Below are 19936 nucleotides of genomic sequence, written 5' to 3'. Positions count from 1 at the left end.
AACCTGTCACGTTCATAAAAAGGTCACACATGCGGTTTCTGCTGATCGAAGACAGTCCCAAGCTGGCGCGCGCGGTGATGGAACGACTGCAACTGGATGGCCATGCCGTGGATCATGCCGAAACGCTGGACGCGGCCAGCGCCTGCATTGCCGTGGCGAAATATGATCTGATTTTGCTGGACATCATGTTGCCCGACGGCGATGGCCGGGACTTCTTGCAACAGCACCGAGAGGCGGCCAACAAAACGCCGGTCATTGTCATCACGGCCCGGTCTGCGGTGTCAGACAGAGTCGGCCTGCTGGACCTTGGCGCGGATGATTACATCACCAAACCGTTTGATTTCGCCGAACTCGAAGCCCGCTGTCGAGCCGTTGTGCGGCGTCATGGCGGCCCTGCGGACAACCGCAAGAGCTTTGCCGGCACGGTCCTTGATTCGAGCACCGCAGAGCTGCAATTTTCCGGTATCTCCATCCCCCTCCGCAACCGTGAACTACGACTGCTTGAGGTGTTCTTCAACGCTCCCGGTCAGGTGTTTTCCAAGGCCTATTTGCTGGACCGACTGTTCTCATTGACGGATGAGGCCAGCGAAAACGCGATAGAGGTGTACGTCGGCAGGCTGCGCAAGCGGCTGGAGGGGTCGGGTACGGTCATCGAAACCGTGCGCGGGTTGGGCTATCGCATGGTCGCGGCGTGACGGCACGCCGGTCGATCCGCCGTCGGTTGTTTTTCCAACTCGCGGGTGTGGCCGCGCTATTGTCGCTGGCCTTTTTTCTGGTGCTGCGCAGCGTGGCAGAGCGTGCCGCCGAAGGCACGCAGGACGGCATTCTGTCGGCCTCTGCCACCGCGATGGCGGACAGCCTGCGAAGCGTGGCCGACGGCGTCACGCTGGACCTGCCCTATTCGGCGTTGTCGATGCTTGGGTCTGTCGGACAGGACCGGGTGTTCTACCGCGTGGTCGTGGATGGCCAGACCCTGACCGGATACGATGATCTGCCGCTGCCGCCGGACATCCCCTCCAACGGGGAACCAAAGTTCGACACCTTGACCTTTCGCGGCGACACGGTGCGGGTGGCCGTTGTCAGCCGCACCATTGGCAGTCTGGGCAGCCTGATCCGGGCGGATGTGGCTGTCGCCCAGACCCGTGAAGCGCTGGCCGCAACGTCGCGCCGGATTACCGCGATTGCCACAGGGGTCGGCGCCGGGTTCTTTGTTCTGGCCACGCTGCTTAGCCTCTGGGCCGCACAATCCGCCCTGTCCCCCATCGACCGAATGACCGCCGCAGTCACCCGGCGCGGGCCAAAGGATCTGCGCCCGGTGACAACAGACACCCCCACGGAACTGGTGCCTTTGGTCGACGCGCTCAACAATTTCATGTCGCGGCTGCGCGCTTCGCTCTTGCGGACAGAGGATTTCATCGCCGAGGCTGCCCATCGCGTGCGCACGCCGTTGGCGACCGTCCGCACGCAGGCCGAGGTGACCCACCACAAACTGACCAAGCCCGAGCATAAGGCCGCCATCCGCGAGATGATCCGCGCCATCGACGAAAGCGCCCGTTCGGCGGGGCAGATGTTGGACCATGCAATGGTGACATTCCGCGCCGACAGTCTTGCCAGGGATGCGCTGGATCTGGTGCAATTGACCACGGAGGCCTGCAATCGCCTATCACCAACGGCAGAGTTGAAGGACACCACGATCCTGCGCAGCCTGCCCGGCCATCCCGTGACCTTTCATGGCGACGGCATCCTGCTTCAGGCCGCCTTGCTGAACATTCTGGACAACGCCATCAAGTACTCTCCCGCAGACAGTGATGTGCTTGTCAGTGTTACCGAGGGCGATGAGATTTGTCTGTCGATCACCGATGAAGGCCGCGGCTTTGGCGGTGTAGACATATCGCGCCTGACAGAACGCTATCAACGCGGGTCCAACGTGGGCGATATCGTCGGTTCCGGCCTTGGGCTGACCATCGCCGACGAGGTCGCGCTCGCCCATGGCGGCAGATTGTCAATCACCGAGAACCCGAAAGGACAAGGCGCATGCGTCTCGCTTTTCTTGCCGCGCTGATCTGGACGTGTCTGGTCGTGCCCGCGCGCGCGTTTGAGGTTGAGGACAGGGTTATCTACCCTGCCGACCCTGCAATCCGCCAGTTGCACATCCTTTCGACCACGGACCGCGCGGCGTTTGAACCGATCATTCTGGCGTTTCAGTCGGCCCATCCCGGCATAACGATTGACTATACCATCGCCAGCACCACCGAGCTGATGACCGCCCTGCAAGACGAAGGCGCGGTCTTTGATCTGGCAATATCCTCGGCGATGGATCTGCAAACCAAACTGGCCAATGACGGCTTTGCCCTGACCTACAGCGCCGCAAACCCCGGAGCGTTGCCGGACTGGGCCAACTGGCGGAAACAGGTTTTTGCCTTCACGCAGGAACCGGCCGTACTGGTCGTGTCTGACAGGTTTTTCGCGCCGGGCACAGCGCCGCGCACCCGCGATGACCTGATCGACCTGTTGCGCGCCGACCCCGACCGTTTTCAGGGGCGGGTCGGCACCTATGACATCCGCAATTCCGGCTTTGGCTATCTCATGGCGACGCAAGACAGCCGCAACAGTCAGGCATTTTGGCGCCTGATGGAGGTCATGGGCCGACTGGAGGCGAAACTGTACTGCTGTTCCGGCGACATGATCCGCGACGTTGCCAGTGGAGAGTTGGCGCTGGCCTACAATGTTCTGGGCACATATGCCGCCTCGCAGCAGGCCTTGGGCGTCGGCATCCAGATCGTCGTGCTGGAGGATTATGCCAATGTCATGATGCGCACTGCTCTGATCCCAGTGACGGCACGCAACGTGCCGGACGCGCAAAAGATGATCGATTTTCTCAACACCCTCGGGACGCGTCCCGATCTGGTTGCAGCCACAGGGCTTGCCGCCATCGACCAGACCGCATTGCGTGAAAACACCGCTCTGCGACCCATCCGTTTTGGTCCGGGTTTGCTGGTCTTTCTCGACCAGTTGCGGCGCAAGAACTTTTTGCGCAACTGGCAAAATTCGTTGTTTCAGGAATAGCGCGCGCGTCGCTCAGGCCGCGACGCCGGGGGTCAGCGCCAAAAGCGCACGGCTGTAGTCGGCCTGCGGCGCGGTGAAGAACCCCTCCGATCCGCCCGCCTCGATCACCTTGCCTGATTTCAGCACGGTGATGTCGTCGCTCATTTGCCGCACAACCGCCAAGTTGTGACTGATGAACAGGATGGTCAGGCCAAACTGGGATTGAAGGTCTTTCAACAGGTTCAGCACCTGCGCCTGAATGGAAACATCCAGCGCGCTGGTCGGCTCATCGCAGATCAGCACGCGCGGGCGTGCCAGCAGCGACCGCGCCACGGCAATGCGTTGGCGCTGGCCGCCGGAAAATTGGTGTGGATAACGGTCGATGGCATCCGCAGAAAGGCCGACCAGGTCCAGCATCGCGGCCGCGATGTCGCGGCGATTGCCCTTGTCCGGCTCCAATCCATACAGCCAAAGAGGTTCCGACAGGATGTCGCCAATCCGGTGGCGTGAATTCAGGCTGCTGAACGGGTCTTGGAACACCATCTGGATCAGGCGTCGCGACGGGTCCTTGCGCCCGCGCTGGCGCGCCAACGGCAAGGGCGTTTCGCCCAACGTCAAACGGCCCTCGCTCGGCTGCACAAGGCCCGTCAGGACCTTTGCCATAGTCGATTTGCCTGATCCGCTTTCGCCCACTAACCCCATGACCGAGCCGGGGCGCACCTGCATGGTCACGTCATCTAGTGCGACAAAGGCGTCTGGCTTGCGCAGCAGGCTTTCGCGCGGGCCGGTAAAGCGCACGGTGACCCCATGCATCCCCAGCCCCTCGCCCAGCGCCTGTTCACCGCCACGCAGCCAGCGTTCCGCATCTGCGGCGGATTTTCCGGCCGGCGCGGCCATCGCGGGCTTGTCGCTGTCGGGAACCAGAAAGCGGTCCAACTTGCGATCCAGCCGGGGAACAGCGGCCATCAACGATTGGGTGTAGGGGTGATCGGGCGCTTGCAGCACCTTTTCGGTTGGTCCCGTCTCCATCACCTTGCCCCCGCGCAGGACCGTGACGTTGTCGGTGATCTGGGCAATCACGCCGATGTCATGGGTGATCAGCAGAAAGCCGATGTCGCGGGTCAGCGCCAACCGCCGGATCAGGTCCAGCACCTGCGATTGCACCGCCACGTCCAGCGCGGTGGTGGGTTCGTCCGCGATGATCAGTTCCGGGTTGGTGCACAGCGCCAGCGCGATCACCACACGCTGCCGCATCCCGCCGGAAAACTGGTGCGGATAGGCCTTGATGCGCTTGGCGGCGCCCTCGATGCCGATCTCTTCCAGCAGATCGACCGCACGTTCGAGGGCCTTGGCCGAGGTGATGTCCTCATGCGCCTGAATCGTCTCGATCAGTTGGTCCTCGATGGTCATCAGCGGATTGAGGCTGGTTTGCGGATCCTGAAAGATCATCGAAATACGCGCCCCACGCATCGCGTGTGCCTGTGAAGGTGTCAGGCTGCGCAGGTCGGTGTCGCCCAGTTGCATCAAACCTCCAGCGACAAATCCCGGCGGTTGCAGCAGCCCGATGATTGCCGCGCCGATGGTGGATTTTCCCGCGCCGCTTTCGCCGACCAACCCGTGAATTTCGCCGGGGGCAATGGACAGCGACACATCTTCGACAGCTGTAAACGTGCCATGACGACCAGGGAACTGGACGGTGAGGTTTTCAACGGTCAGCATCAACGCAACCTCGGGTTAAAGACGTCGCGCAGGAAGTCACCCAGCACATTGATCGACACCACCAGCGCCACAAGGAACAGCGTAGGTACCCACAGGATCCACCATTCGCCCGACAGCAGGAATTGCATCCCGATACGGATCAACGTCCCCAAAGACGGACTGTCCGCAGGCAGACCGATACCCAGAAAGCTCAGCGTTGCCTCCAGCAGGATGGCAGAGGCTAGATCGACCGTCATGATCACCAGCAGCGGGCCTAAGATGTTGGGCAGGATATGGCGCAGCATCACGCGCAGCGGGTGCTGACCCATGATCATCGCAGCCTGCACATAGTCCTTGTTACGCTCGACAAAGACGCTGGCGCGGGCGGTGCGCGCAAAGTTCACCCATAGCGACAGCGCAATGGCTAGGGTCAGGACTGCAACGCGCAGGTCGTCCTGCATCGCGGCAGGCAGCAGCCCGCGAGAGATTCCGTCGATCAGCAGGGCCGTCAGGATGGCGGGCAGCGCCAGTTGGACATCGGCGATCCGCATGACGATGGCATCGAACCGCCCGCCGAAATACCCGGCGGCAAGGCCCAGGCCGACACCCAGCACTGTGGCGATGATCATGGCCATAATCGCAATCGTCAGCGACAGGCGCGCGCCGTACAGGATGGACGACACCATGTCGCGTCCCTGATCATCCGTCCCCAGCAGGAACCGCGGATCACCGCCCTGCCAGACCGGTGGCAACAGCCCGTCCATCAGCGAAAAGCTGGCAAGGTCATAGGGGTTCGACGTCGCAATCCACGGCGCGGCAAAGGCGCCACCGACGACGAGAACCGCGACAATGGCCGCCACGATGGCAGCGGGCGAGCGCAGGAACAGGTAGATCCCATCGGACCTTAGTAGGCGTGCCAGCATTAGGCGGCTTCCTTGACGCGCAGGCGCGGGTCGATGGCAAGATACAGCAAGTCCACTGCCATGTTCACCAGCACAAAGAAAAAGGCGATAACGACGAGGTAAACCCCCATGACCGGGATATCGACGAAACGGATCGATTCAAGGAACAAAAGGCCCATGCCCGGCCATTGAAAGACGCTTTCGGTGACGATGGAAAAGGCGATAACGCCGCCAAATTGCAGCCCGATGATGGTAATCACCGGCACCATCGTATTGGCCAGCGCATGGCGGTAGTGCAATGACCGATAGGGGATACCACGCGCCGTCGCAAAACGGATATAGTCAGAGCGCATGACCTCCATCATCTCGGCCCGGACAAGGCGCATGGTCAGGGTCAGCTGGTAGACGCCCAGCGTGATGGCCGGCAGGATCAGCGCGCGCCAGCCATCGACGGTCAGGAAACTGGTGGTCCAGCCGCCCAGATCGACTGTGCCGCCGCGCCCGAAGGTGGGCAGCCAGCCCAGTTGCACCCCAAAAAGAAAGATCAGCGCAATGCCGATGACAAAGGTCGGGATCGACACACCGACTAGCGTGGTCATCAGGATCGCCTGCGTGGCGATCCCCCTTGGCCGCAGCGCGGTATAGACCCCCGACGGGATGCCCACGATCAGAGAGATCAGCAGCGCCACAATCCCCAGTTCCAGCGTCGCGGGAATGCGGCTGGCGATCATGTCGCCCACAGGCTGCCGCGTGCGATAGGAATATCCGAAATCACCGCGCAGCATGTCGGTGGTGAACCGGTAGAACTGGACGACAAAGGGATCGTTCAGGCCCAATTCCTCGCGCAAGCGGTCCTGATCCTGAACCGAGGTTTCCACCCCGGTCATTTGGCTGATCGGGTCGCCCACAAAGCGGAACAGTGAAAAGGCCAGAAAGGCGACGGCGAGCATAACAAAAACCGACTGTATCAGCCGTTTCAGAATGAAATGCGCCATCGCCCGAAGTCCTGCCTATGTCCCGATCAGTTGACCGTGACCCAACGCAATAGGAAGAAGTTGTCGGCGCGTTGCGTCAGGTCCACCCCCTGCTTGGCCGCCCAGATCAACGGCTGGGTGTACAGCGGGATATAGGCGACCTCATCCTGGCTGATCTGAACGATCTCATCGACCATCGCCTGACGCTTTGCCGGGTCGATTTCCTGTTGGATCATCGGCAGCAGTTCATCAATGCGGGCGTTCGAATAGTTGCCAAAGTTCCACGAGCCAAGTTTTTTCTCATCATCTTGGCTGTGCAGCAGAAAGCGGACCGGGTGTTCCACGTCAAAGGTGCCTGGCGACCAGCCCAGCAGGAACATGTCGAAATCGTCCTCGCGCAGCTGCGGCCAGTAGTCCCGCACCGGTCCGGTGCTGAGTTGCGCATCCAGCCCCACCGCGGCAAACATCGACGCGGCGGCGCGGCACAGCGCCTCGTCGTTGATGTAGCGGTCATTGGTGCACTTCAGACCAAAGGAGAACCCGTCAGGATAGCCCGCCTCTGTCAGCAGTTCCTTGGCGCGTTCCGGGTTGTAGGGAATGCCATCGGCGTGAGCGTCCGAATAGCCAGAGATGCCTGCGGGCACCAACTGGCTTGCGGCTTCGATCTTACCCCGGAACAGCACACGGTCGATGGCGTCCATGTTGATCGCATGGGCGGCGGCCTGCCGGACACGCACGTCGCTGAACGGATTGGCATCGGTCACATCCGAGGAATACAGCAGCGTGTCATGTTCATGGCCAAAGCCGAACATAATCACGCGGGTTTCTTCACCCTCTAGCACCTTGTAGCCGTCGCGCTCTTCGACCTGAACGGCGTCCTGCAGCGGGATTGGCTGGATAAAGTCGATCTCCCCCGACAGCAACGCCGCAAGGCCGGTGGCCGGGTTGCCGATGGGGGTAAAGATGCCTTCGGTGACATTGTGTTCGACCTCACCCCACCAATTCGGGTTGGGCACCAGAACGGTCTGCACCCCCGGGTCACGCGACTGCACCATAAACGGGCCGGTGCCGTTCACGTTGATCGTGGCGAAATTCTCAGCGTCGCGGGCGGGCAGCGCGGCGTCATTCGCCTCGGCCCAGCCTTTGTCGAGGATCATAAAGTTGGCGATGCTGTCGGGGAAAAGCGGGTTCGGCGCGCTGGTGATGAAATCGACGGTGAAATCGTCAACTACGCGAACCTCTGTCACAGGCGCAAACCACGACCGGACATCTGACTCTTCACTGGAGGCGCGCTGATAGCTGAACAGCACGTCTTCGGCGGTAAACTCCGCCCCATCGGCAAAGGTTACGCCCTGACGCAGCTTGAAACGCCAGCCGTCCTCATCTGCCAGCGGTTCCCAGCTTTCGGCCAGTGAGCCCTCGATAGACATGTCGCGGTCCCTGCGCACCAGACCTTCGTAGACATTGTTCAGAAAGGACAGCACCGGGGCAGAACTGACCGCATGCGGGTCCATCGTTTGCGGATCGGTGGCCGAGGCCCAGCGAAAGGTTTCGGCTTGCGCGGCATGTGTACCCAGCAGCAGAGTGCCGACAAGGGCGCTGGTGCGCCAAAGAGAAAAGGGTGTCATGAGGGTGTCCCTGTTGTTTTTTGTCCGAGCGTTCTGAAACTCCTTCAGACCAGCCGTGCCGCTCAGGGTCAAGCACCGACCGGTCCGCGCTGACAGCAGCGTGATCAATCGCGTGGCGCAGATCCACACGCCAGACGGGTGGCCATGCGCGCTGTCGCCCGCAATTTATCCGCCGGGGTGCCCGACCGGGCGCTGATCGCAAGCCCGCGCACCGTGGCGGCCAGAACTCCGGCGCGCGCGCGAATATCCTCTTCCGGCAGGCCGCCACCCGAGGCCCGAAGGCAGTGCGCCAGCCACTGTTCCAATGTATGCGTTTTGCCCGCCAGCACCTCTTGGAACCGGTTATCGACAGTTGCGGCTTCGGACAGGACGCAGGCAATCAGACAACCCGGTGTTTCGGGATCCGAAGACACCAAGGTGATCGCGGCCTCGAAAAAACCGGTAATCTCGGCAAAGGCATTGCCCTGCCCGGTCAGGTGCGCCAACGCCTTGGAGCTTCGCGAGCGCGCATAGTGGTCAATTGCCAACAGAAACAGCCCGTTCTTATCGCCGAAATGGGCATAGAGGCTGGCGCGCGGCACGGACATTTCACGGCTGAGCACGCCCATGGTTGCGCGGGCATAGCCCCGCGACCAAAAGCACCGCATCGCGGCCTCCAATGCGGCGCCATTGTCAAAGCTGCGCGGACGTCCGGGACCGCGTTTTGTGTGGGCAAGCGTCATGTGCCTTTTGTAACTGCCCCTTCCGTTTGGCGCAAATTTGGAATGTGCGTGAGGTCAGCGCACCGTTGCCGGGCAACGCCCTGGCGGCATCACGTCTAGTCGGTGACTAACGGATGAAAGCAAGCCGCTTGCACAGCGCCCTGCCCTTCCAGCACCGGCACCTCTGATCGGCACCGGTCGCTGGCACGCGGGCAACGGGCCGCAAAGGCACAGCCCTTGGGCGGGTTCAACGGATCGGGCAGTTCGGTCTCACGCCCTTCGGGCGCCGTCAGAGGACGGCCAACCACCGGCGCACTGTCGGCCAGCAGTTTCGTATAAGGATGACGCGGCGCGCGAAAGATATCCTCTGCCGGGCCAAGTTCCACAACGGACCCAAAATACAGCACCGCGATCCGGTCGCTCACCGCCTCAACCACCGCAAGGTCATGGCTGATGAACAGATAGGTCAGGCCGAATTCGCGTTTCAGATCCGCCAGCAGGTTCAACACCTGTGCTTGCACCGATACATCCAGTGCCGAAACGGGTTCATCGAGGATCAAGATGTTGGCCTGCGCCGCCAGCGCGCGGGCAATGCCGATCCGCTGTGCCTGCCCGCCCGAAAACTCATGCGGATAGCGGTCAAGGAACTCTTCGCGCAGGTTCACGCTGGCGAAAATCTCGGCGATGCGCCGCGCCCGCTGCGCCTTGTCCATGCCATACAGATGGATCAGAGGCGCCTCGATGATCTGGCGGATGGTCTTGCGCGGGTTCAGCGATGAGATCGGGTCCTGAAACACATACTGAATGCGTTTTCCGAACAGCGCCGGATCGGCATTGTCCAGCGCCGCGCCGTCGATTTCGATCGTGCCAGTTGTCGGCTCCAGTAGCCCCACCAGCATCCGCGCCAGCGTGGACTTGCCACAGCCCGACTCTCCCACGATGCCCAGCGTCTCGCCCTGCGCTACGGTCAGCGTGATCGGGTGCACCGCCTTGACCGAGGCCTTGGGCGCACCGAAAAGCCCGCGCCCCACGGGGAAACTTTTGGACAGGTCGGTCAGTGTCAGCGCATCCGTCATTCGGCGGCCTCCGTCAGCGGGGTCACGGGATGCAGGCAGCGCACGGCACGCGTCCCTTGGCGTTCCAACACAATTTCGCCCGCGCGACAGTCGGCCTGCACCCGGTCACAGCGATCGGCAAAGGCACAGCCCTCGGGCAGTTTGTCGACCACCGGAGGCAAGCCCGGGATCGCCTCCAGCCGCCGCCTGCCGCCGCCCAGTTCCGGGACGCATGCCATGAGCCGCGTAGTATAGGGGTGGGTCGGGGTTTCCAGCACCGATTGCGTCGGCCCCTCTTCGACGATCCGCCCGGCATACATGACCGCGACTCGATCGCAAAGCTGCCCGACCACGCCAAAATCATGGGTGATAAAGATGATGGCCAGCCCGCGTGAGCGGCGCAGATCGTCCAGCAGCGACAGGATCTGCGCCTGAACGGTCACGTCCAACGCGGTCGTCGGCTCATCCGCAATGATGATGTCGGGATCATTGGCCAGTGCCATAGCGATGCCAACACGCTGCCGCATGCCGCCCGACATCTCATGCGGAAAATCGGTCAGCCGCTGTTCGGCATTCGGAATGCGCACCGCCTTAAGCAACTCGATTGCGCGCGCCTGCCCCTCGGACCGCCCGATGCCATGATGCGCCCGGATCGCCTCTATCAACTGGTCGCCGATACGGTAGAGCGGGTGCAGCGTGGCTTGCGGGTCCTGAAAGATGTAGGCGACGTTGCGCCCGCGCATATCGCGCAACTTGCGATAAGGCGCGCCAATCAGATCCTCACCGTCATAGCGCACCGACCCGCCGGTGATCACACCGGGGGGTGAGGCCACCAACCCCATGACAGACAGCGCGGTGACCGATTTCCCCGATCCACTTTCGCCAATGATGCCTAGGCACTCGCCCGGTTTGACATGCAGCGACACGCCGCCCACCGCGCGATAAATCCGGTCGCGAACATGGAACTGGGTCTGTAACGCCTGCACCTCCAGCAGGCCTTTACCCTCCGGTGCGGGCACAGGATCACGCCGCCTGACCATGGTCGAGGCCATGGGCCGAGACAGCGCGCCGCTTTTCAACCTTGGGTCCAGAGCATCCCGCACCCCGTCCCCCAACAAGTTGATCGCCATGACGATGATCAGGATCATCACCCCCGGCACCACGGATGTATGCGGGTTGGTGATCAGGGCAGAGCGCGCCTCTCCCAGCATCGACCCCAGATCCGCCTGCGGTGGCTGCGAACCAAGGCCCAGGAACGACAGCCCGGCGGTTTCAAGGATCATCCAGCCGATAGTGGTGGACATGGCAATCACGATCACCGGCACCACGTTGGGCAGGATTTCCGTCAGGATAATCTTGGTGTTCGACAGCCCCGCCAGACGCGCGGCGTCCACAAACTCCTTATGGGCGATGCCCACGGTAATGCCGCGAATGTTGCGGGCAAAGAACGGCACATTGACCGCCGCCACCGCAATCAGTGCATTGAACAGACCGGGGCCAAGAGCCGCCACAATCGCCAGCGCCAGCAGGATATAGGGGAAAGCCATCAGCATATCGACACCGCGCATGATCAGGTTGTCGGTCCGCCCGCCATAGTACCCCGCGATGATGCCGATAGCGGCCCCCAACGTAGCCGCGACGACAGCAGCGGCAAAACCCACCGCCAGAGACAGCCGCGTCCCCCACAACAGCCGCGAGAGCAGATCGCGGCCAAGGTGATCGGTGCCCAACAGTGCGCCATCGGAAAACGGCCGCTGAAACCGCGCCGAGGTATTGGTGACATTCGGCTCTGCCAGCGGCAACAGCGGTGTCACCAGCGCCAGCAGCACAACCAGTAACAGAACGATCCCACCCGCCAGCGCCAAGCGGTTGCGCGCCAACAGCTTGAGAAACCCGGTCATGTCTTGATCCTCGGGTCCAGCAGGCTTTGCGCCACGTCTACGAGAATGTTGAACATCACATAGCAGGCCGCAACAAAGACCACGCCGCCCTGCACCAACAGGATGTCCCGCTTGAGGATCGCATCGACCAGCATCCGCCCCACTCCGGGCCACTGAAAGACGATCTCGATGTAAACCGCCCCCGACAGAACAAAGCCCGCCTGAATGCCCAGAACCGGAATGATCGACACCATCGCCGCCCGCAAGGCATGCCGCCAGATCACCCCACGCTCATGCACGCCCTTGGCGCGCGCGGTGCGGATGAAATCCTGCCGCAACACCTCCAGCATGGCAGAGCGTGACAGGCGCGCAATCACACCGGTCGCCACCACCGCCAGCGCACTGGCCGGCAACACAAGGTGATCCAACAAGGCCCAGATGTCCCGCGTCCCATAAATCGGCCACATGCCCGACACCGGGAACAGCCGCAGGTTCACAGCAAAATAGAGGATCATCATCATGCCAAGGAAAAATGACGGGATCGAAATGCCCAGCAACACCACAAAGGTGATCGCCTTGTCACCCCAGCCATACTGGTTGGCCGCCGAGACCACGCCCGCCGCGATCCCCAGCACGGAACAAATCACAAAGGCGGTTCCAGCCAAAATCAGCGTCGCGTTGAACCGCTCTAGCACTTCGTCGATCACCGGACGGTTCAAAGAAAAACTGGTGCCGAAATCACCCTGCACCATATTGCCCAGCCAAATGAAATACTGCGCGACCAAAGGCTTGTCCAACCCCAGATCCCGGTTCAGCTTTTCGACATTCTCAGGCGTGGCGTAGCTGCCGAGGATCGCCGTTGCCGGATCACCCGGGATCAGCGCCATGATCGCAAAAACGATCACCGTGATGCCCAAAAGCACCGGCACTGCCGATATCAGTCGCCGCAGGATATAGCGCCCCATGCGCGCCCTCCACTTCGAAACCCACTGCCCCGGCCTTCTTCTGTCCAGAAATATCCCGGGGGTGCGCGCCCCAAGGCGCGCTTCGGGGGCAGAGCCCCCGCCGGTCCGGGCCGGGCTCGATGCCCGGCCCGGACCGCAATGCGATCAGTTTTTCACAACGTCATCCAGCAGCAAAAAGAACGACGGCTGCAAAGAGAACCCTTCGACCTTGTCACTGGTCACCGCGTTCTGTTTCCAGTTCGCGACAAAGACCCAAGGCGCATCTTCCTGCACAATCACCTGCATTTCCTTATAAAGACGCGCGCGTTCGTCCTGATCGGTGGCGACACGGGCAGCCTCCAGCAATTCGTCAACCTTCGGGTTGGAATAATAACCAGAGTTGAACCCGCCCTTGTCCGGCCACGCCTCGGTCCGCAGGGCGAGGAAAGGCAACGTATCGGGGTCATTGGTCATCCAGGCCATCTCGGCCATGTCTGCCTTGCCTTCCAGCCCCGGGTTCACGTTACCAAGGAAGGTGTTCCACTCGTAGGTCTCGATCTTGACGTCGAACCCCACGGCCTCAAGATCCGCCTGAATGGCCGTGCCCATCGCAATCGGGTCCAACATGCCCGATCCGCCTTCGGTCACATAGAACGTCAGTTCCGCGCCCTCGACACCGGCCTCAGCCAGCAGTTCCCTGGCCTTTTCCGGGTCGTAGGGATAGGGCTCCAGATCCTCGTTATAGGCCCAGGCAAAGGCCGGCGGCGTCGGCCCTGCGGCGACGGCGGCAGTACCTTCCAGCACCTCATCCACCAGCGCGGTCTTGTTGATCGCATAGTTTGCCGCCTGCCGAACCAGCTTGTCCGCAAAGGGGCCTTCTTTGGCGTTCAGGATCAGGAACCAGACGTGCGGCCCGGCCTGCTCATGCACGGTATAGGCGTCGCCCTGAAACTCCGACAGCGCTACGGGCGGCACTTCGACCATCAGGTCGATCCCACCGGCCAGCATCTCGGCGGTGCGGGTGTTGGCGTCGGTGATGGGGCGGAAGACAATCGCCTGCAATTCCGGCGCGCCGTCCCAGTAATCGGCGTTGGCCTCGACCACCACCGCCTCGTTCGAGCGCCATTCGGCAAATTTGAACGGGCCGGTGCCGGCGGGGTTGCGACCGAATTCCGCCCCGTGTTGTTTCACACCTTCCATCGACACGATCAGACCGGGCGAATAGGCGAGGTTGGACAGGAACGGCGCGTAGGGTTCGTTCAGAGTGAATTTCACCGTCAGATCATCCACCACGTCGACCGCGCTGATCGCGCCCATCATAAAGCTCAGCGGGAATGGCCCGGTGTCGTAATAGGGATGATCTTCCTTCAACATCCGGTCGAACGTGAATTTCACCGCCTCGGCAGTGAAGGGGCTGCCATCGTGAAAGCTGACGCCCTCGCGCAGGTTAAAAGTGTATTCGGTGCCGTCCTCGGAGATGGTCCAATCGGTCGCCAGCGCCGGTTCCACTTCCAGCGTGCCGTCCTTGTAGCGCACCAGACCGTCATAGACGTTGAAGGCGATCCGGAAATCATTGAGTGCGGTGATGGCCGATGGGTCAAGTGACTTGGGTTCGGCGATCTGGCCGACAATCAGAACCCCCGGCGGCGACTGCGCCAGTGCGCCCGACATCGCGCCGATGGAAAGCGCAAGCGCCGTCCCGGCGGCCAACACCCCGCGACGCGTAATTGAAATGAGCGACATTGCGTTACCTCCGCTGTTGTCTTTGATTTTTATTTTTCATGATAAATTGCATCAGGCCAAATTTTCATGATAAATTCAAGTCTCATGATCAGGAGGCCCGCACATGACGATTTCGATCATGGCCTACGATGAAAAATCAGGCCTTTACGGCGGTGCTGCCACAACCGGCAGTCTGTGCGTCGGGGGCTGGGTGCTGCACGGCGATGCCGAATCGGGGATGTCCGCCTCGCAAGGATCGCTGCCATCGACCATGTGGGGGACCGACACACTGGCGCTGATGAAGGCCGGAACCAGCGCGCAAGACGCTGCGGATCAGGTGACAAAGGTCGACAGCGGGCGCGGGCATCGCCAGTTGGCGACGCTGGACCCAAAGGGTGGTGTGGGTCATTTCACCGGCGCGGACAGCATCGCGACAGCGGGCGCACGTCAGGGCGACGGAGTGATCGTTACCGGCAACTTGCTGTCTTCTGAGGCGGTTCTGGATGCCGCCCTAGCGGGCTATCAGGACGCGCAGGGATCGTTGGACCTGCGCCTGATGGCGGCGCTGGACGCCGCATTTGCGGCGGGCGGCGACAGCCGGGGTCTACTGTCGGCGGCTTTATTGATCGTGGGCCGCGACATGGCTCCGTTGACGCTACGGATCGATTATTCACCAACCCCGCTGGATGATCTGCGCGCGCTACATGACCGCGCCACGACCGGCGACTATGCCGACTGGGCGGTTCTTGTCCCGACCCTGAACGAGCCAGAGCGCGCCGCGCCTTATGGGGCAAAAACCGACCAGCCTGTGTAATCTGCGATCCTTTCGGCCAGCCAGGTTCCAACCTTGGAATTGCCGTAGCCGTCCAACCCCGGCGACCATACCGCGATCGAGGCCCGCCCCGGCGCAACCAGCAGAATGCCGCCCCCTACCCCGCTTTTTCCCGGAAGACCGACGCGAAAAGCAAAGTTTCCCGATCCATCATACTGCCCGCAGGTCATCATCAGGGCATTGATACGCCGCGCCCTGTGTGACGAGATCATCGCCGGAGCCCCCGGTATCATAGCCAACATCCGACCCGACCGCGCCAACTGGTGGCAGGTCATCTCAATAGCGCATTGATGGGCGTAGGTGCCCAGAACCATCTCTGGCGGACATCTCAGATTGTCGTGAGATTTCAGGTAGTAGAGCAAGGACGTATTGCGGCTCGCCGTGGCCTTTTCTGACTCTGCCACCGCCTTGTCGATATGGATGTCGTCATCCTCTGCCGCCGCGCGCACCAGATACATGATCTCTGACAGCGCCTGACGCGGCTCACGTCCCCCCAGCAGCGCATCGGTCGTCACCAAGGCCCCCGCATTGATGAACGGATTACGCGGCCGCCCCTGTTCCTGCTCCAGCAGAAAGATGCTGTCAAAGGCGGTGCCCGACGGCTCGCGCCCGACCCGCCGCCAAAGGTCATCGCCCAGACGGCCCAGCACGGCAGCCAATGAGAACACCTTTGAGATACTCTGGATCGAAAAGGGCACGTCCGCGTCCCCTGCCCCGATCTCTTGCCCATCGGCCAGACAGACCGCAACACCCACCTGCTCTGGGTCCACCTTGGCCAGTTCCGGGATGTAGTCCGCAGGCGCACCCCAGTCCTGCGCTGTTCGCGCCTCGGCCACCAGACGCCGTAGTTCCTCTGCCAGCCCCTGCACCGCTATTCCGCCATGAAGCGTTTCATGACCACCGCCTCCTGATCTTCCATCAGGCGGCGGGCCATCTGCATGTGCTCGCGCATGATTGCGCGCGCGGCCTCGGCATCGCCGTCACGGAGCGCGGACACCAGCCCGGCCTGATGGTCACGTCCTTGCTTCCACAACTCATGGTTCGGTTTGGAATACAAGCGTTTGTAGACTGTCAAATCCGCAAGAATCTGCGCCATGAAACCGATGATGAACCCCAACAACGCATTGTCCGCAAACTCTGCCAACCGCGCATGAAATTTCAGTGAGGCAACATGCTGGGCGCGTTCTTCTTCGGCGTCAGCGGCGGGGGCAGCATAGGCGGTCATGATCTGGTCCAGTTCCGCCAGTTGGTCCACGCTCAGCCGCCCGGCCAATGATGCGGCGAGGTCGGGTTCCAACGCAATCCGCACCTGATAGATGTCATCAATGGAAATATTTCGGAAGTAGAAGTAGTTGCCCAGCAACGCATGGGCGCGGTCCTTGCCGACCTCACCGACAAAGCTGCCGCCGCCCGGCCCGGTCTTGGTCACTACCAACCCTTGCGCCTGCAACAGGCGCATCGCTTCGCGGATTGTCCCTTTGGACATGGCGAACCGGGCGATCAGATCGGCCTCACCGGGCAATCGGTCGCCCGGCTGTAACCCACGCTCCACCACCCAGTCCTTGATCGCGTCCGCCACCAGAACGGGGCGCGACCGGCGGGCACGGCCCTGTGTCAGGGGCCCCGGGCCCTTGAGATTCGTCATGAGAAACTGCGGTGTGTCGGCATCCCACCGATGCAACCAATTCATCATGATCAATTCAAGAGGCAATGCGCAGATCGGCACTGACCATGGGGGTTTTGGACACACAAACCGTTTCGAACCCACAAACTCAAGGCGAAGGACCACCTGCAAAGGCTCCACCTTTCTTCGCAAGGAAAGAACAGATTGGCAATAAAACGGCGGATTTTGACGTACGGCTATCATAGCCGCCGCCGCCCCAACGACATCCCGATCCGACAGGTAAGGCCTGTCCCGTCATGTAAAGCTGAGGCGTTTCACATCAAGAATGACCTGTCGAGACATTTGACCTGACGCCTACCGCTGGCATCTTGCCAGCAGCCCTTTGCAACAGAACACCCTGAGGACAAGAGTGAGGACCGCTGTGATCAAAACCCTCGACTGTGTGCATCACCCTTGGGATCGACCATGGTAAGCAGCGGAACCGACAATACTGCAATCGTCTGCGGACGACCGTCGACCCAACATGAGGACATGATGCTGACCGCGTGCAAATGGCTGAAAAAATCTGTCGCCTTGCCGCAACACGACTTGCCGGTCTCCCCGGCTGACTTGAAACCACAGGACAACTGAGATGAGCTTTCAACTTGCGGCATGCGCCGAAATGCTATGGCAGGACAAACCCATCGCCTGGCGCGCCGCGCGTCTGCACGAAATGGGCTTTGGCGTCGGCCTTTGGAACTGGCCTGAATGGGATCTGGACGCGCTGGCAAAGACCGGCGCGCATTTCACCATCATGAACGGATATCTGGAGGGGCGGTTGGCAGATGCCGAGGGCGCCGACCTGTTGCTGACATCCGCGCGTGAGACGGCGCAGGTGGGCAAACGGCTGGGCGTTGATCGGCTGAACCTGCACGGCACCGGGCTGGGCGACATGGGTCTTCCGGTTCAGCACAGGGACCACGTTGCGCCCGGCATGTGGCTGCGCGCGCGTGACACGCTGCACCGGATCTGCGACATGGCCGAGGAAGAGGGTGTCACGTTTACGCTGGAAAACCTCAACCTGAGGGAACACCCCGGCTGTCCGTTCAACACAACAGGTGACGTGTTATCGCTGGTCTCGACCGTCAACCGGCCGCAGCTGCGGATCAACCTTGATCTTTATCATACACAGATCGGCGAAGGCGACGTGATCCGCTGGGCCGAGGCCTGCCTGCCGTGGATCGGTGAGGTGCAGGTCGCCGATAACCCCGGCCGGTTCGAGCCGGGCACGGGAGAAATGAACTGGCCGGTTATTGCCCGTGCCCTGCACGATATGGGCTATGACGGACCGGTCGGTTTCGAAGGCTATGCCAAAGGCGATCCCGAAACGGCGCTGGAGGCGTTTCGCGTTGCCTTTGCGGTTTGACACATACAGAGACCGAGAAGCCTGAACGCCCCCGCTTGGCCCTTACAACCCATGCAACCCCTTGAGCGCCAGGTTGGTGACAAGCTGCGCGTAGTCTTCACGGGCCTCGCTGCCCGCGCCAGAATTCCACATGTAGTACCAGTTCAGCATCCCGAATACTGACATGGTAACAGAGCGCAGTTTGCGCGCATCACGGCCCAGATCGTCTGGCGACACCTCCGACAGAATGCCAGACAGGTGGGCCACCATGTCGCGCTGATAGGCGCGCAACACCTTTTGTTTGTCCTCCGGCAGCGCATCCAGCGCCGAGACCTGCACCTTATGATGGTCATCCGCCCCCTGATAGGCCCGCAACACGGCGCGCACGGTCTGCAACAGCCGGTCCTCTGGCGTGGTTCCCGCCTCTGGCGGGGCGCAGACCCGGTTGCGTAGCTCGGACAGGTAGTTGTCCAGCAGGTCAAAGAGCATCGCGTCCTTGCCGGCGTAATAGTGATAGATATTGGCCTTGGAGATGCCGCAGGCAGCGGCGATCTGGTTCATCGAGGCGCGGTCATAGCCTTCGACAGCAAAGACATGCGCCGCCGTGTTCAGGATCTGCGCGCGCTTTTCGTCGTGGTCCTTGGCGATGGGGCGTGCCACGGTGTCTCCTCGCTGCCTGCCCCGGCGCGATCCCGCGGCTTTGAGCACAAATTAACTGACCGATTGGTCAGTGACAACACGACAAGCCAATCCGCCTGACTTATGTGACCTGCGCCAATGTCTCGGGCGTGGGGCGGGCCAGGCGGCAAAGTAACCTGTTCATCCGCGCGCGGCAGTCCGGACCGGCCCAAGTGTCGGGCAAAACGAAATCCGGCAGGTCCGGTGCCTTCAGGACAATGCGGCGCCAACTGTGGACAATCAGCACCCGCAAGGCCGCTGTCTGCATCGGATCAAGAAAATCTGCACGGTTCAGCGCGTCTTCTAGCCGTCCCAGCCTCGCCGCCAAGTCTGCTGACAACGCCACCGTGGCCTCGTCACAGGTTTTCGCCCTTATCCAGCATGGCAACGGCTGTGAGGCGCTCAGAGGTGTGGCAAAGGTCTCAGCCCCTTGCGGCGGACGCGCCGTCAGCACCGCGTGGGGCGTGACCCAGACGTCCTTGTCCGACCAGACCAGAGGCGACAACGGATCAGTTAGCACGAGGAACGCCGTCTCGGATGGCGGGTCCACCGCGTAGATGCGGGGGCTGGCCGCCACCGTCTGCGCCCGCCCCTCCGCCGTCAGCCGGTACAGGCTGCTGCGGCCCTGTCGGGTGCTGTCGATCCAGCCGTCCTTGCGCAGCCGGTGCAGGGCAACGCGCATGGCCTCTGGCCGAATGCCGATGCGCGTGGTGATTTCCCCCAGAACCGCGGCTGGGATGGCCGCGCCGTCGCGGGCCAGATCGCCAAAGACAGTGACAAGCAGTGACCAGACGCGCGGGGACACATCCCCCCGCAAATCGGCCACCGCCGCCGCAAACGTCTCTACCTCCATCGTCCTCCGTCCGCGC

18 protein-coding genes are annotated in these 19936 nt (G+C 61.8%); 5 read left to right on the top strand and 13 right to left on the bottom strand.

Annotated features, from left to right (window positions below):
• Positions 1 to 29: 29 nt before the first annotated feature.
• From ANTHELSMS3_RS12085 to ANTHELSMS3_RS12075, 3 genes are read left to right on the top strand one after another with little or no spacing between them, the layout of a single operon-like run.
• Entirely contained in the window at positions 30 to 695 is a 666-nt protein-coding gene (locus ANTHELSMS3_RS12085; protein ID WP_094035078.1) for a response regulator transcription factor, read from the top strand.
• The gene (locus ANTHELSMS3_RS12080; RefSeq protein WP_094035077.1) at positions 692 to 2062 is read left to right on the top strand and encodes a sensor histidine kinase; all 1371 of its coding nucleotides are present in this window, start codon (positions 692 to 694) and stop codon (positions 2060 to 2062) included. The genes ANTHELSMS3_RS12085 and ANTHELSMS3_RS12080 overlap by 4 nt, the downstream gene beginning before the upstream one ends.
• Positions 2035 to 3066, top strand: a complete 1032-nt coding sequence (locus tag ANTHELSMS3_RS12075; RefSeq protein ID WP_094035076.1) for an ABC transporter substrate-binding protein — start codon at positions 2035 to 2037, stop codon at positions 3064 to 3066. The genes ANTHELSMS3_RS12080 and ANTHELSMS3_RS12075 overlap by 28 nt, the downstream gene beginning before the upstream one ends.
• 12 nt (positions 3067 to 3078) lie before the next feature.
• Here the strand turns inward: ANTHELSMS3_RS12075 and ANTHELSMS3_RS12070 are convergent, their stop codons facing one another.
• The 9 genes from ANTHELSMS3_RS12070 to ANTHELSMS3_RS12030 all read right to left on the bottom strand — a co-directional run bounded on the left by ANTHELSMS3_RS12070 (position 3079) and on the right by ANTHELSMS3_RS12030 (position 14570).
• On the bottom strand, positions 3079 to 4764 hold the full coding sequence (locus ANTHELSMS3_RS12070; protein ID WP_094035075.1) for a dipeptide ABC transporter ATP-binding protein: 1686 nt from the start codon (positions 4762 to 4764) through the stop codon (positions 3079 to 3081).
• Positions 4764 to 5666 (bottom strand): ABC transporter permease, encoded by a 903-nt coding sequence (locus tag ANTHELSMS3_RS12065; RefSeq protein WP_094035074.1) that lies wholly within the window; start codon positions 5664 to 5666, stop codon positions 4764 to 4766. The genes ANTHELSMS3_RS12070 and ANTHELSMS3_RS12065 overlap by 1 nt, the downstream gene beginning before the upstream one ends.
• Positions 5666 to 6640, bottom strand: a complete 975-nt coding sequence (locus tag ANTHELSMS3_RS12060) for an ABC transporter permease (protein ID WP_094035073.1) — start codon at positions 6638 to 6640, stop codon at positions 5666 to 5668. Before ANTHELSMS3_RS12060 ends, ANTHELSMS3_RS12065 begins: the two co-directional genes overlap by 1 nt.
• Before the next feature lie 26 nt (positions 6641 to 6666).
• Positions 6667 to 8247 (bottom strand): ABC transporter substrate-binding protein, encoded by a 1581-nt coding sequence (locus ANTHELSMS3_RS12055; protein WP_094037088.1) that lies wholly within the window; start codon positions 8245 to 8247, stop codon positions 6667 to 6669.
• A 104-nt stretch (positions 8248 to 8351) separates the two neighbouring features.
• Positions 8352 to 8969 carry a TetR/AcrR family transcriptional regulator gene (locus ANTHELSMS3_RS12050; protein WP_094035072.1) on the bottom strand — a complete coding sequence of 206 codons (618 nt, stop codon included), beginning with the start codon at positions 8967 to 8969 and terminating at the stop codon, positions 8352 to 8354.
• A 95-nt stretch (positions 8970 to 9064) separates the two neighbouring features.
• Positions 9065 to 10024 carry an ABC transporter ATP-binding protein gene (locus ANTHELSMS3_RS12045; RefSeq protein WP_094035071.1) on the bottom strand — a complete coding sequence of 320 codons (960 nt, stop codon included), beginning with the start codon at positions 10022 to 10024 and terminating at the stop codon, positions 9065 to 9067.
• Complete coding sequence (locus ANTHELSMS3_RS12040) at positions 10021 to 11904, bottom strand: dipeptide/oligopeptide/nickel ABC transporter permease/ATP-binding protein (protein WP_094035070.1); 1884 nt, start codon at positions 11902 to 11904, stop codon at positions 10021 to 10023. The genes ANTHELSMS3_RS12045 and ANTHELSMS3_RS12040 overlap by 4 nt, the downstream gene beginning before the upstream one ends.
• Positions 11901 to 12848 carry an ABC transporter permease gene (locus tag ANTHELSMS3_RS12035; protein ID WP_094035069.1) on the bottom strand — a complete coding sequence of 316 codons (948 nt, stop codon included), beginning with the start codon at positions 12846 to 12848 and terminating at the stop codon, positions 11901 to 11903. The genes ANTHELSMS3_RS12040 and ANTHELSMS3_RS12035 overlap by 4 nt, the downstream gene beginning before the upstream one ends.
• Before the next feature lie 144 nt (positions 12849 to 12992).
• Positions 12993 to 14570: an ABC transporter substrate-binding protein gene (locus ANTHELSMS3_RS12030; protein ID WP_094035068.1), complete on the bottom strand. Its 1578-nt coding sequence runs from the start codon at positions 14568 to 14570 to the stop codon at positions 12993 to 12995.
• 103 nt (positions 14571 to 14673) lie between these two features.
• Between ANTHELSMS3_RS12030 and ANTHELSMS3_RS12025 the strand changes: the two genes are divergently transcribed.
• Positions 14674 to 15363, top strand: a complete 690-nt coding sequence (locus tag ANTHELSMS3_RS12025; RefSeq protein ID WP_094035067.1) for a DUF1028 domain-containing protein — start codon at positions 14674 to 14676, stop codon at positions 15361 to 15363.
• On the opposite strand, the gene ANTHELSMS3_RS12020 is transcribed toward ANTHELSMS3_RS12025, so the two are convergent.
• Positions 15333 to 16241 carry a glutaminase gene (locus ANTHELSMS3_RS12020; RefSeq protein ID WP_198319946.1) on the bottom strand — a complete coding sequence of 303 codons (909 nt, stop codon included), beginning with the start codon at positions 16239 to 16241 and terminating at the stop codon, positions 15333 to 15335. The two genes, ANTHELSMS3_RS12025 and ANTHELSMS3_RS12020, sit on opposite strands and share 31 nt — an antisense overlap.
• An 11-nt stretch (positions 16242 to 16252) precedes the next feature.
• On the bottom strand, positions 16253 to 17026 hold the full coding sequence (locus ANTHELSMS3_RS12015; RefSeq protein ID WP_094037087.1) for a FadR/GntR family transcriptional regulator: 774 nt from the start codon (positions 17024 to 17026) through the stop codon (positions 16253 to 16255).
• A 610-nt stretch (positions 17027 to 17636) separates the two neighbouring features.
• Here ANTHELSMS3_RS12015 and ANTHELSMS3_RS12010 point away from each other — a divergent pair.
• Positions 17637 to 18410 (top strand): TIM barrel protein, encoded by a 774-nt coding sequence (locus tag ANTHELSMS3_RS12010; protein WP_094035065.1) that lies wholly within the window; start codon positions 17637 to 17639, stop codon positions 18408 to 18410.
• Positions 18411 to 18452: 42 nt separating this feature from the next.
• On the opposite strand, the gene ANTHELSMS3_RS12005 is transcribed toward ANTHELSMS3_RS12010, so the two are convergent.
• Both ANTHELSMS3_RS12005 and ANTHELSMS3_RS12000 read right to left on the bottom strand, forming a co-directional pair.
• Positions 18453 to 19049 (bottom strand): TetR/AcrR family transcriptional regulator, encoded by a 597-nt coding sequence (locus tag ANTHELSMS3_RS12005; RefSeq protein WP_094035064.1) that lies wholly within the window; start codon positions 19047 to 19049, stop codon positions 18453 to 18455.
• A gap of 100 nt (positions 19050 to 19149) precedes the next feature.
• A complete protein-coding gene (locus ANTHELSMS3_RS12000; RefSeq protein ID WP_094035063.1) occupies positions 19150 to 19920 on the bottom strand; it encodes a PaaX family transcriptional regulator C-terminal domain-containing protein in 771 nt (256 codons plus the stop codon).
• Positions 19921 to 19936: the final 16 nt, after the last annotated feature.

The organism is Antarctobacter heliothermus, assembly GCF_002237555.1.
GTDB lineage: Bacteria > Pseudomonadota > Alphaproteobacteria > Rhodobacterales > Rhodobacteraceae > Antarctobacter > Antarctobacter heliothermus_B.
Note: the sequence above shows the minus strand (reverse complement) of the source record. Positions and strands in the feature narration are given on the sequence as shown.